The organism is Streptomyces sp. Wb2n-11 (assembly GCF_001049855.1).
Classification (GTDB): Bacteria; Actinomycetota; Actinomycetes; order Streptomycetales; family Streptomycetaceae; genus Streptomyces; species Streptomyces altiplanensis.
On sequence record NZ_CVPB01000001.1, the window covers coordinates 228,120 to 240,562 of the forward strand.

9 protein-coding genes and 6 pseudogenes are annotated in these 12,443 nt (G+C 69.7%); 8 read left to right on the forward strand and 7 right to left on the reverse strand.

The features are described 5' to 3' along the window. Nucleotides 1–104 precede the first annotated feature (104 nt). The gene (locus BN1555_RS00710) at nt 105–1,076 is read right to left on the reverse strand and encodes a LysR family transcriptional regulator (protein WP_093803070.1); all 972 of its coding nucleotides are present in this window, start codon (nt 1,074–1,076) and stop codon (nt 105–107) included. Between the two features lie 39 nt (nt 1,077–1,115). On the opposite strand from BN1555_RS00710, the gene BN1555_RS00715 reads away from it, so the two are divergent. Next, nucleotides 1,116–2,108 carry a serine hydrolase gene (locus tag BN1555_RS00715; protein ID WP_093796958.1) on the forward strand — a complete coding sequence of 331 codons (993 nt, stop codon included), beginning with the start codon at nt 1,116–1,118 and terminating at the stop codon, nt 2,106–2,108. A gap of 83 nt (nt 2,109–2,191) precedes the next feature. After that, entirely contained in the window at nt 2,192–3,214 is a 1,023-nt protein-coding gene (locus BN1555_RS00720) for an MBL fold metallo-hydrolase (RefSeq protein ID WP_093796960.1), read from the forward strand. A gap of 73 nt (nt 3,215–3,287) precedes the next feature. Here the strand turns inward: BN1555_RS00720 and BN1555_RS38745 are convergent, their stop codons facing one another. The 3 genes and pseudogenes from BN1555_RS38745 to BN1555_RS00735 form a co-directional block, all read right to left on the reverse strand. Continuing rightward, nucleotides 3,288–3,551 (reverse strand): hypothetical protein, encoded by a 264-nt coding sequence (locus BN1555_RS38745; RefSeq protein WP_093796962.1) that lies wholly within the window; start codon nt 3,549–3,551, stop codon nt 3,288–3,290. After that, nucleotides 3,548–3,782: pseudogene (locus BN1555_RS39865) on the reverse strand (MarR family transcriptional regulator); the annotation flags it as partial. The gene BN1555_RS38745 and the pseudogene BN1555_RS39865, both read right to left, overlap by 4 nt. 89 nt (nt 3,783–3,871) lie before the next feature. Then, the gene (locus tag BN1555_RS00735) at nt 3,872–4,477 is read right to left on the reverse strand and encodes a TetR family transcriptional regulator (protein WP_255305807.1); all 606 of its coding nucleotides are present in this window, start codon (nt 4,475–4,477) and stop codon (nt 3,872–3,874) included. 79 nt (nt 4,478–4,556) lie between these two features. Between BN1555_RS00735 and BN1555_RS00740 the strand changes: the two are divergent. The 4 genes and pseudogenes from BN1555_RS00740 (at nt 4,557) to BN1555_RS00760 (ending at nt 8,307) form a co-directional block, all read left to right on the forward strand. After that, nucleotides 4,557–5,531, forward strand: a pseudogene (locus BN1555_RS00740) (oxidoreductase). Nucleotides 5,532–6,292: 761 nt separating this feature from the next. Further along, nucleotides 6,293–7,693 carry a radical SAM protein gene (locus BN1555_RS00750; protein ID WP_176709907.1) on the forward strand — a complete coding sequence of 467 codons (1,401 nt, stop codon included), beginning with the start codon at nt 6,293–6,295 and terminating at the stop codon, nt 7,691–7,693. Between the two features lie 72 nt (nt 7,694–7,765). Further along, nucleotides 7,766–7,929, forward strand: a pseudogene (locus BN1555_RS39870) (4-oxalocrotonate tautomerase); the annotation flags it as partial. Continuing rightward, nucleotides 7,922–8,307: pseudogene (locus BN1555_RS00760) on the forward strand (alcohol dehydrogenase catalytic domain-containing protein). The pseudogenes BN1555_RS39870 and BN1555_RS00760, both read left to right, overlap by 8 nt. Before the next feature lie 604 nt (nt 8,308–8,911). Here the strand turns inward: BN1555_RS00760 and BN1555_RS00765 are convergent. Beyond that, nucleotides 8,912–9,274, reverse strand: a pseudogene (locus tag BN1555_RS00765) (hypothetical protein); the annotation flags it as partial. 169 nt (nt 9,275–9,443) lie between these two features. After that, nucleotides 9,444–9,520 (reverse strand): annotated as a pseudogene (locus BN1555_RS39875) (GNAT family N-acetyltransferase); the annotation flags it as partial. A gap of 418 nt (nt 9,521–9,938) precedes the next feature. Between BN1555_RS39875 and BN1555_RS00770 the strand changes: the two are divergent. Both BN1555_RS00770 and BN1555_RS00775 read left to right on the forward strand, forming a co-directional pair. Continuing rightward, a complete protein-coding gene (locus tag BN1555_RS00770) occupies nt 9,939–10,877 on the forward strand; it encodes an aldo/keto reductase (RefSeq protein ID WP_093796968.1) in 939 nt (312 codons plus the stop codon). A gap of 22 nt (nt 10,878–10,899) precedes the next feature. Beyond that, nucleotides 10,900–11,247, forward strand: a complete 348-nt coding sequence (locus tag BN1555_RS00775; protein WP_093796970.1) for a MerR family transcriptional regulator — start codon at nt 10,900–10,902, stop codon at nt 11,245–11,247. Nucleotides 11,248–11,721: 474 nt separating this feature from the next. On the opposite strand, the gene BN1555_RS00785 is transcribed toward BN1555_RS00775, so the two are convergent. After that, nucleotides 11,722–12,354, reverse strand: coding sequence for a GNAT family N-acetyltransferase (locus tag BN1555_RS00785; RefSeq protein WP_093803072.1), 633 nt, complete (start codon nt 12,352–12,354; stop codon nt 11,722–11,724). Nucleotides 12,355–12,443: the final 89 nt, after the last annotated feature.

A 12,443-nucleotide genomic window follows, 5' to 3' on the forward strand; every position in this document is an offset into this window, starting at 1 on the left:
TTGATCTGCTCCAGCCCGCAGACATCAGGAGTCATTTCTCGCCCCCCGGCACGGGGCCGAGGAGAACGTCCGCCGATCGCATGCGGCGTCGGGACTGCCAACGGTCACCATGCCGTCTCGTCGTACACCACCGCCCACGGGCGGGGTGGCCCCTCCGGCAGGGGCGCGCCGTCGTCGCGGCGCAGGGTCGCCGTGCGGTCGCGGGTGAGCACGTCGGCCGCGAGCTCGGCGAAGTGAGGGGCGGCCGGGTGGGCGGACCGGCCGGCGGGCCAGGCGCCGGTGATCCGCTGGGTGAGGGGGCGGCCTGCCAGCGGCCGCCAGACGACGCGGGGCTCCTTGCGGGCCACCGGCCCCTGGTCGAAGGCGATGCCGTGGCCCGCGTGGACGAGGGCCAGCAGGAACTCGGGATGGGAGGCGTGCCGGAGCCGGGTGGGCACGAAGCCCCCGGCCCGGCAGGTGTCGATGATCCGGTCGTACCAGCCGGGGGCCTGCGCACGTGGAAGGAGCACGAGGTCGTGGCCGGACAGCTCGGCGAGCGCGACCTCCGGAAGCCGGGCCAGTGGTGAGACGCGGGGCAGGACGACGCCGAGTTCCACGCACACCTCCGGGCCGAGGCGGAGTCCGGTGGTGTCCACGGGCTGGTGGACGAGGCCGACGTCGAGCCCGCCGGAGGCGAGCAGCCGCAGCTGCTCGTCGGTGGTGATCTCCTGGAGATCGACGGACATGCCCGGGTAGTGCTCCGCGCAGGCGCCGAGCAGCAGGGACAGCGTGGCAACCGTCGTGTCGGAAGGTACGCCCGCGCGCAGGGTGCCCAGATCGCCTTCCCCGGCGCGGCGGGCCAGCGTCCGCAACCGCTCCTCACGGGCCAGCAGTTCACGGGCTTCGTCCAGCAACACCGTTCCTGCGGGCGTCAGTTCGACCTGCCGGTGCGACCGGTCGAACAGTTCGGCGCCGAGGTCCTTCTCCAGTCTGCGCACCGCCTGGCTGAGGGGTGGTTGGGCCATGCCAAGCTGGTCGGCGGCCCGGCTGAAATGCAGCTCGTCGGCGACGGCGACAAAGATGCGCAGGTGGCGCAAGAGATCCACAGCCGGAAACCTTACGTGAGGGGCGAACCGATGGTCGAGGAACGGATCCGCGAGGTCTTCGCGGGGGTGGGTGCCGAGGGGTTGCTGCACGCGGTTCCCATCGGCGGGGAGTCGGGCCGTGAGGGGGTGACCGTCGGCATGCGTTCGGGAACCGACGAGGAGGCCGTCGGCATGCGTTCGGGAACCGACGAGGAGGCCGTCGGCACGCGTTCGGCAGCCGACGAGGTGGCCGTCGACGCTGATGAGCCCGTCGTGATCGCCTCGATCTTCAAGGTGCTGCTGGTCCTGGAGTTCGCGCGCCAGGTCGCCGCCGGCCAGCTCGACCCCCGTGAGCGGGTTCGGGTCACGGCGGCCGACCGGCTCGGGGGCTGGGGCACGGCCGGCTGTGCGGACGACGTCGAGCTGTCCCTGCGCGACCTGGCCTTCTTCGCGATCTCGGTGAGCGACAACTCGGCAGCGGACCTGCTGCTGGCACAGGTCGGCCTGGATACGGTGCGGCTCCTGGCCGAGGAACTCCGCCTCGACGGAACCAGGATCGTGGGCGGTCCTCGCGACGTACTGCAGTCGATGCTCACCGAGGTCGGCGCACGCGACGAAAGGGAGTTCGCCCTCCACTACCCGGCTCTCCCGGACGAGCGCAAGAGACGCATGAGCGTGCTGGACCCCTCGCGCACCAACGCCAGCACGCCCCGCGAGATCACCCGGCTGCTGCGCCTCGTCTGGCGTGACGAGGCGGGCCCACCGGACGCCTGCGCACAGGTGCGGGAACTGATGGCCCGCCAGGTGTTCCGGCACCGGCTGGTGTCGGGGTTCCCGGACGAGGTGACGATCGCGGCGAAGACCGGGACCCTGCCCGGCCTGCACATGGAGGCGGGGGTCGTCCGGTATCCCGACGGCAGCCGCTACGCGGTCTCCGTCTTCGCCCGCACGCGGGAGCTTGCCGCCTCGCGTCCGGCCGTGGACGCGGCGATCGGCGCAGCGGCTCGGATCGCCGTCGACTTTCTACGCCGCCACGGCACCTGACCTGGTCTCATATGCTTCTGCATATTGGACCGCAGAAATTTTGATCTTGGACGGCGGCGGGTACCTCCTGATCTCCTGACCTCATGAACGACGACACAGACGCACAGCGCCCCAAGCGGCGCATCCAGGGTTTCGGCCGACGTACGGTGCTGCGCGGCGCCGCGTTCGGCGCGGCCGCTCCGTTCCTCCCCTCCCCCGCCCCCGCCGCCGCGACGACGGCGACGACGACGCACAGGAGCTCGCCGGCCGGTTCTGCGTCCTTCCGCTGGCTGGGCACGTCCGGCTGGCGCATCGACGTCGAGGGGCGGACCGTACTCTTCGACCCGTACATCACCCGGTTCAAGACCGGCCTGTTCGACGGGAGTTTCAAGCCGGGTACGAAGCTGAGGTCCGATCCCGAACAGGTACGGAAGCACATCGGCCGCCCCGAGATCGTCCTGGTCAGTCACTCCCACTGGGACCACATCGCCGACGTACCCCACATCGCCATGACCACCGGCGCCCGGGTCGTCGGCACCGAGACCACGTTCCACCTGCTGGTCGCGTTCGGTGTCGACCCTGAGCAGATCTCGGTCGTGAAAGGCGGCGAGGTGTTGGATTTCGACGGACTCACGGTCGAGGTCGTGTCGAGCCTGCACAGCCGCAACAAGCGGCATACCTATTTCGCCCCGGGCACGCTCAACGCGCCACCGTCGGCAGCCCCCCGTACCATCTCCGACCTGCCGGAGGGCGACACGCTCGCTTTCCAGGTGACGGCCGGGAGCGGCGGACCCTCGGCCTTCCTGATGGGCGCCAGCGATTTCTCCGAGCGGGCGGTCCAAGGGCTGAGCCCCGATCTCGCGATGATCGCGGTGCCGTCCAGCGCCTCGACGTCCCGCTACGTGCCCCGGCTGCTACGAGCGCTCGGGCAGCCCGGCGTCGTCGTACCCGTCCACTGGGACAACTTCGAAGAGTCCTTGAGCGAACCACCGCGCCGCGACCCGGCGATGGACCTGGACGCGTTCGTCGCGCTGGTCCACCAGGAGTCCCCGGCGAGCCGGATCGTCGTCCCGGACTACCGCACCACCTACGGCGGAGACATGCGGCCGAAGAGCCCTGCCTTGTAGCGAAGAGCGGGGATCCTCCGCTGCCGTAGGGCGCCTTCCGGCCGGCTGTGCGGTCCGAGGCGGCCAGTCAGGGTCAGGGGTCCTCGTCGGGGAGCCGGTCCAGGCACAACCTGGATGAACATCGGCCGGCTCTCCAGCACGGCCGACACGTGGTCCGGACGCGTCCCCGGGAGACGGGCAGGGCGCCCAGCAGCCACTCCCGCAGCCCGCCCGGCCCATCACCGGTGATCGTCCGAATGACGCGGTCGCCCGCCTGCACCCGGTTCGCGGCCAGGACGGTGTTGCGGTTCTCCGTGAAGTACTCGATGGGTTCGGCGGTGGGCGCAGTGGTGGTCATGGTGTTGTCCCCCGAGTGCTCTCGCCGTTCGGTACGGATCGAGTGAGAGGTACGTCAAGCAGGGCCGTCAGCTCATCGGTGAACGCGCGTCCGCGGGGCGTCGAGGCCGCCGAGCGACTCCAGCAACTGCTGGAGCCGTTCCTGGACCACCGCGATGGCCTGCCGCGCGATGGCCTGGTCCTGCTCGGTGAGGGCGAGCTGTACGGCGCGCGGGTCGCGGGGATCGGCCGAGGGGTTCGCGGATTCCTTGAGGCGTCTGCGCGTGAACCCTGGAACAACACCTCCCCAGCAGGGGCGAAGCCCCTCAGGTTCGTGTGAGGTCAGCGGGCGTCCAAGGCCGGGGAGATCAGGGCGAAGGTCCGGTCGATCAGTCCGGTGGGGTCCTCGGCGCTGTCGCTGTCGCTCCACCGTTGCAGCACGGTGTTGAAGGCGGTCAGCGCCATCCCGGCGGCCATCTGCGGGTACAGATCGGTGTCGGGGGCGGATCCCGGGCGGCGTGCCAGCTCCGCCGTCAGGTCGTCGTGCCACTGCGCCTGGCGTTCAAGGAAACGCGCGTGCAGTGCGGGCGTACGCAGAATCAATTGAACAACGCGCAGCGCTCTGTCGGCGTGGTCGACGCAGGCGGCGATGGGGACAGACACGGCGGCCTTCAGCGCCACGGAGGGCCGTTCCTCGCCGGGGCGTGCCGCCAGCTCCGCGTGGATGCCGGTGCCCATCTCGGTCAGGAACTGGACGACCACGTCCTCCTTGGACGCGAAGTACCGGAAGAAGGTCCGCTTGGACACGCCCGCGGTGCTCACGATCTCGTCGACGGTCACCGCGTCGAACCCCTTCAGGGCCAGCAACCGCAGTGCCGCTTCGGTCAGTTCGTTCGAGACGAGCTGACGCTTGCGCTGGGCCAGGCTGCTTTCAGGGCGGCTGCTCACCGGCCATGGTAACTCCATGCCGACCATGGCACTAAGTAGCACTTCGACGCTTGATGCCATGAGAGGCAACGTGTGTCACATGGCGCAGCAGCAGCGCTGGACCGCCGCGCAGATTCCGGACCAGACCAAGCGGGTGTTCGTTGTCACCGGAGCCGACAGCGGTCTCGGTCCGGCGACCACCAGTGCGCTCGCCCGCCGGGGCGGGCACGTCATCCTCGTGGTACGCGACGAGGGCAAGGGTCACCGGGCGGTCGCCGAGATCACCGCCGGGCAGCCGGACGCCCGCCTTGAGGTGCGCCCTCTCGACCTGGCCGATCTCAACTCGGTCCGCGCCTTCGCCCACCGGCTGCACGCCGGCCGTCACGGCTGGACGTGCTCGTCAACAACGCCGGTGTGATGGCACCGCCTCGAACGCTGAGCGCGCAGGGTCACGAGTTGCGGTTCGCCTGCAACCACCTCGGCCATTTCGCGCTCACCGCATTGCTGCTCGGTCTGCTGGAGGACGGCAATGAACCCCATGTGGTAACGGTGAGTTCGCCCAACCACCGGCAGGGGCGCCTCTTCTTCGACGACCTCACCGGCGAGCGCACGTACTCCCCCATGGCCTTCTACAACCAGTCGAAGCTCGCCAACGCCGTCTTCGGACAGGAACTGCACCGGCGGCTGGCCCAAGCCGGCAGCCCGGTACGCAGCGTGCTCGCCCATCCCGGCTATACCGCCACCAACCTGCGGACCAGCGCGCCAGTCGGCATGGTCAAGCTGCTGTTCGGCCGCATTCTCACCCCGCTCGCCCAGTCCCCGGATCAAGGTGCGCTGTCACAGCTGTACGCCGCCACGGACCCGGGTGTGGAGGGCGGTCAGTTCATCGGCCAGACGGCCTGGCCGAACTGCGCGGCGGACCGACACGGGTACAGCTGCTCCCGCAGCGACCGACGCCGAGACCGGCCGCCGCCTGTGGGAGTTGTCGGAACGATTGACCGATGCGCGGTTCACGTTCCGATCCGGAACGCCTGGGCAGATCAGGCCGCCTTCAACGCCAGGCAGTACGGGCTGACGTCGCGCAGCGCGGCGGCACGGTCCCCGCAGCGCCGCGTCACCGGCCGAATTCGGGAAACCGTGGACTGTCGGACCTGGAGCGGGTCGGTCTTCTTGCCGGAGTGGGAGGCGGCGACGTATCTCGTCGCGGTCGCGCTCCAGACGCCGAAGGCACGCACGAGGCGGACGGGGTCAGCGGTTTCCCGGGCCTCGCCGAAGGGCCGGTCCTGCCGGAGCTCGTCCGACCTGGTGCCCGCCCGCTGGAACGGGATCCTGATGACGTCCCGGCCGACCTGCGAGTGCGGGTCCTCGACCGCGGTCTGTCTGCTGACGACCAGGTAGGGGTCGGTGCGGTCCGGCCAGCGCTCGACGCGCTCGACGATCCAGGCGGTTGTCAGGTCCGTGGTGAGTTCGTCGAGGCAGACGACGTGATCCAGGCAGCCGGGGCGCCGGCCGCCCCACCACGGCCGGAAAACACGCCCGGAACACGGGCCGGCCCACTACCCCCGACACACCAACAGACAATCACTCACCCCACAACACTCTCCTGGCCCCTGGCACCTCCCAGTGGTCCGCGCAAAGAAGCGCCAGGTGGACTGGTGACCCCGGCTCGACCTGCCTAGCGTCAGCCGTGGTCAACGCCCCGCCGTCCGTCGTACCGCGGGACGTCCGGCCTTCGCCACGTAACCGGGGGGGTACGTCAGGATGTCTGCCATCGGAAATTCCGGGCTCTTGGGGAGCCGGTTCGATGCACTTGCGAGCAACACGATCGATTACTGGATGCTGCCGGACGATCCGTCCCTGACCAACCACGGCGTCCTCGACGCCGTATCGGCGGCGCCCGTTCTGCCCGACGCTTCCCTGCAGCTCTACATCCATGTACCGATATGCGCGCAGAACTGCACCTTCTGTGCGTTCACCGGCGCGAACAGCATCAGCTACAAGATGGCGGAACGCTATTCGAAGCTGGTGATGTGGCAGCTGACGGACCTCATGGACCGCGTCCAGGTGAACGGCCACCCCATCGGCTCCGTGCACATCGGCGGAGGCAGTCCGGACCTCCTCGGGTCCCATGTCGGCAGAATCCTGGAAGGCGTCAGGGCACTGCCGGGCTGCACCGACACCACCGAGTTCTCCGTCGAGATGACGCTGAGCACCACCCAGCCCGACTTCATCGAGGAACTGGTCCTCCACGACGTGACGAAGGCGTCGTTCGGAATCCAGACGCTCGACCCGGACCTCCGTGCGCACATGCGCCAGCCGCGCTCGCTCACGCACCTGTCGAAGGTGCTCGACATGATCGACGGGCGCATTCCCGTCGTCAACGCCGACCTCATCACGTGCCTGCCGGGCCAGTCCCTCGCCATGGCCCTCGACGATCTGCAAGCCCTCATCGAGCACCCCTCGATCAACGCGATCAGTTCCTACCTGCTGACGTCCGGCGCCTCGCCGTCCCTGATCGGCGGGCTGCTCTCCGGCGCCCTGCCGCAGCAGGCGTCCCCGCACGACCGCGCGCTCATGCGCCTCAACACCTACGGCACCCTGCTGCGCCAGGGCTGGGTGCGTCGCGGCACCAACACGTACATCGACCCGTCCGCCGTGCCCGCGGCCACACTCGACAAGATCAGCGGCAACGAGTGCCTGGGACAGAGCCACCATGCAGCGTTCCTGCTGGGCGTCGGCGCCAGTGCGATCTCCAGCATGCCCGGCGTCCGACTGGAGCAGGTGAGCTCCCTGGGCCAGTGGATGGCCGCCGCGGAGCGGAAGGAGCACCCGCTGCACCTGCCCAAGTGCGCCACCGTCCCGCAGGCCGACACCGCCCTGTGGGTCTTCCCCCTCCGCCACGAGGGGCTGCCGCAGCACCGATACGACTGGATGCTCGCGAACGGCGCGCTCGACGACGAGCAGGTACGAACCCTCCGGGCCCTCTGCGACGAGGGTCTCGTACGGCACACGGCCGCGGGCTACGAACTCACCGTCCTCGGCGAGGTCTTCATGGGCCACCTGGTACGCCTGCTGAAGAAGGAGGCCAACCGCAAGGCCGTCGACGACTACATCAGCGAGGGCCTCGCCCTGGGCAACGCGATCGCCGCCGGCGAGCTCAAGGACCGCCGTAACGTGAACAACCGCCAGGTCGCCGACCTCCACCTGAGCGGGACCGGCGCCGCGTCGACGCCCTGACCTCAGCAGCACCGGGGTGAACCACCCTCACCGCCTCACGACGGCCCGCCGACTTCCCCGGCGGGCCGTCTCGGCCTGGTCGAGGACGCCACCACCACCGTGCTCGCGGCCGCCGGGCTGCCCCGGCCGAGGCACTGCGTGTAGGGGCCCTGGTGCACGAGCAGCCGGACGACACCCGGGGCGCGGGCGGCTCCGTCGTCCGGTACTCCGGCCTGGTGGCGCTGGCCGATGTGTGAGGTGGCCTACATCGCGCGGTGGACGGTCGGGGGGCGCAAGGTCTCCGACCCGAAGGTGCAGTCCGCCGGGGAAGTGATCTTCGCGCTGGTGGCCGCCACGGTCTGCGACGTGAACTCCTCCATCCTCGCCGGGCACGGCTTCATCGGTCCTCCGTTCGCCCTCGGCCACGAATGCGTGGCCCGGGTCACCGACGTCGGTGACCACGTGACCGGCATGCCCCTGGCGACCTGGTCATAGTGCCCTGGTCCATCAACTGCGGCACCTGCACGCACTGCCGGGCGGGCCTGACCGCCCATTGCGCCTCGGCCCCGGCCCGGCCCCAGCTGACCCACTCCACTTCGGCTGCGTATGCGGCCACCCGTCGAGAAGCCCGATGAACTCGCCTCTGCCAAACCGCTCCGCTCATAGAAGAGGCAGGACGATCCCCCGCATGCGCGGGGAGCAGGCTCGGCGGTTCGCTGACCGGTTGTGACTGAAGCTGCTCCCCGCGCGTGTAGGGGATGGCCGCCCGGCCGGGACCGTGTCGTCCACGTCCGCTCCATGGCACCGGGATGAGCACGGCTTGAGCCGTGCGAAATCGGCAGTGGGGGTATGCCTGAGTCCCCTGCGGGCAAACCTGGCGCCCTCATCGGGCAGGGGCGGCGCCTGCCGACAAGAGCCACCCCTACCGCGATCTACAGCTGCCTTTTGTCCTGGCTCGTGCGCTCACGACTGCCCCGCCCCAGAAGAGGGCGGTCATGGCGAGAACAGTCAGTCCACCAGCGATCATGCCCATGATCAGCAGCGCGGCTGAGAGTGTGACGGCGAGCACGCCAGAGACGTGAGTGGTGATCAACAATCGCTTGGCGAGCGCTTGACGCCGGAGTGATACTCCGACCTGACGCATCCTGTGTCTCCTCTCACCGCCATCGGTGCTGTGCCGATGGACAACTGGTCCAGTCAAGGGACATTTGCGCCTTCTGGCTGTCCGCCCAGCCAGAAGGCCCCGGCGGCGGCCGGGATCACCGCTGCCTTCGTAGGGACCCTGCGGCCGCGCAGGAACGGGACCCCGCCCGGGAACACCTCGCCCCAGCGGGCGATCAGGCCGATCGCGGCGAACGCTAAAATCTCTGACATTACCGACAGAAGGAGAATGTACGCCCGCTCGCCGACCCCGATCCCGCCGCCGAACGCGGCCGGAAGCCGCCAAATACTCGAGGGCAGGACGGCCAACGGCATGGCGTAGGCCACGAGTTGCAGCCGCCGAGACACTCCGGCAACGGGTTCGTGGGCCACCCGCCATACGGCGCGCAGTCGCCCGAAGCGGGCGGCAGTGAGTTCTTCGACGCGCAGAAGCGGCTGCATACGCGGTCCTCGACTTCGGTGGTCCGGCGGTCGGCCCGTTCACTCATGAAAATTCCAGCCATGAGTGCCACCGAGGATCGCTCTACGGGCTGAACTCGGCTCCGCCTGAAGGCCGGCACAGCCATACGACCGAAGAACGACGGCAGGTGGCGCCCGGCAACCGGAGGAATGACGGTGTGTTCCACGCGCGACGGTCGACCAGAGCCGTTTCCGCCCGGTCGCGGCAGCGGCATCGAGCACCGCGCCGAGGCCGATCACCAGATACCGGTTACCACCGGCCCGGCCGCCGGGGACCACGGGGAATCAGTCGTACTGTGCCAAAGCGGGAGGGCTGTCACCAATGGCCGTTGCTGACCTCCGCCTTCGGCGCGGCGAGGCACGGCAGTTGTCACCGGCTCGGCGTGCCGGTTGTCACCAGCAGCACGAGAAGCAGTGTTGTCGTCCCCGGCTCCGGCGCTCCATCGGCCACATGAGCTGTACGGCGTCCTTGTCCCGCGGCCCTGTGCGACCTGCTCCGCAGGCCGCTTACCAGGATCACCGCCGAGGGGGGCATCGTCACGCGCGTCCGTCGCGCTCGGCGCCGAGCCCCCGGAGACCGAGTCCCGGACCGTCCGCCACAGCGGCTCTTGACCTGGAGCGCGCTCCAGATCCGAGGATGGGCGGCATGAACACCACTGACCCCCAGGTCGTCCTCGGCACGATGGACTTCGGCACCCGCGTCGGCCCCGATCGGGCATTCGCGATCCTCGATTCCTTCGTCGCCGGCGGCGGTGTCTGGCTGGACACCGCGAACTGCTACTCCTTCTGGGCCGACCCCAGTGGCGTCGGCGGCGCCAGCGAGCGCCTCATCGGCGCGTGGCTCCGGGCCCGTCCGGGCGCGCGCGACGTGGTGCGGATCGCGACGAAGGTCCGGCAGAACCCGCTCGTTCCGCACTCCTGGCCGGAGAGCGCCGAAGGACTCTCCGCGCGTGCCGTCCACGCCGGTGTGGAGGAGAGTCTGGGACGTCTGGGAGTCGATCACGTCGATCTGCTCTGGGCCCACGCCGAGGACCGTGCCGTGCCACTGGAGGAGACGGTCGGCGCCTTCGGCGAGCTGGTCGCGAAGGGAGTGGCCCTGCGGGTCGGGGCTGCGAACCATGCCGCCTGGCGCGTAGAGCGTGCCCGGTCGCTCGCGCGGGAGCAGCGCGTGGAACCGTGGACGGCCCTGCAACTGCGCCACTCACTCGTCCAGCCGCGCCCGCTCACTCCCCTCGCGGAGGCCGGCCACCGCATGCTCAACGCCGAGGACCTGGACCTCGCACGGTCGGAAGGACTTGCCGTGTGGTCGTACAGCTCACTGATGTGGGGTTCCTACGAGCGCGCGGACAAGCCGCTTCCGCGAACCTATGATCACCCTGGAACGCCCCGGGTGCTCGCGGTCCTGGACGACGTCGCCGACGAACTCTCGGCCACGAGGAACCAGGTCGTTCTCGCATGGCTGATGCGGCAGGGGATCGATCCCATCGTCGGCGCGAGCCGGGTGGAGCAGATCGAGCAGGCACTCGCCGCACTCCGTGTGCGGCTCAGTGACGAGCACCTGGCGCGCTTCACCGAAGCACGATAGCGCGGTCGCACAAGGAGCCCCCATGACCACCCTCACCCCGGCCGCGGCCGCCGACCGCACCGGCGTCTCCATCGACACGCTGCGCTACTACGAGCGCGAAGGGCTCATCGGCCCGATCCAGCGTTCCACCGGCGGGCGCAGGGAGTACACCGAGGGCGATGTCTTCTGGATCGGCCTGGTCACGTGCTTCCGCGAGGCCGGTCTCGGCATCGCGGACCTGCGGGAGTTCGTCGCCCTCCTGCGCGCCGAGCGCCCTCCGCAGGACCGGGTCGCCTTCCTCCGCGAGCGTCGTGCCGCTCTGGAGCAGCGGGCGGCGGCACTGTGCCGGGCCATGGAGGTCCTGGACGAGAAGATCGCCCACTACAGCTGAGCGATCCGAGCCCGGACCCGCTCAGCTCGCGCCCGACCACCGCGCGTCGCACAGGATCCCGAACTCCTCGCCGTCCGGCTCCGGCACAGCGCAACGTCTGCCACCGGCTGATGAACCCGCTGGGCAACGCCCAGGAGCGGCGGGGCCGCAACCGCGGTCGCTGAGAACACCGCGCGGCGCCCTGCACCTCCTGGAGTGCCGCGACTGCCCCGATCAGCGGGCCCTGCCGCGCCGGTTCCGCCTGGACGTGGTCCGCGCACACCCGGAGCAGACCGAGCGGCACGGGTGATGCCGCAGGCAGCCGTACGCCCGCGAGCTGGAGCCCATGCCCGGTGTTCACCGGTTCGATCTGGAGTGCGGCGGTTCTCCGGACACTTGAAGTTGTCTCTCCCCGGGTGATACTTCGGCATCCCTCAGCACGCCTCCGGCTCACAGCGGAAGACTGGACCTTGCCGGATGAGTGACGCAGGCCCGTCACAGCCTGTCGAGCTCCCGCGTCGTGCGCCCGAGATAGGTGACGGGTCCCGCGTCCGGCACCTCGATCTCATGGAAACCCAGGCGGTCGTAGAAGGCCCTGGCCGGAGTGTTGGCCGTCACCATGGACAGATGGACAGCCGGCACACCGCGGTCCTGGAGAGCTTGCAACAACGCCCGCATCAGCTCACGGCCGTGGCCGCGTCCCTGCCACTCGGGAAGCAGATCGATGTGCAGGTGAGCCGGATACGCGGCGACCTCGCCGACTACCATCCGCTCGGGGTGATGCAGCAGTTGGACGATCGCCTCGTCCGGCGTGCTCGGCGCCCCGGGGGGCTCCGGACGGCGATCCGCGACCAGGGGCAGCCACTGCGTCCGGAAGTCCTCGGCGAAGCGGGGAGTGTCCGCGGTGCCGAGGACGTATCCGACCGCCTGCCCCCGCCCGTCATCCAGCACGAAGGCCAGCTCCGGCTCCAGATGGACGTACGGAGCCGCGAAGATCACCGGAAAGATTCCGGGGTCCGTGTAGACCGGTCGGCTGTCCTGCCCGTTGTGCGCAGTGCGGATGCAGATGTCATCGAGGGCTTCTCGGTCCTCGGAGCGGTACGGACGTATGGCGGGAGAGGAGGTCACCACAGCATCCTGCACCGTGGGGTCCTCCGCGTGCACCCGATATCAGGACTCGTCCCGCCCTCGCTCGACCGGTCCGGCCGAGGAACGTC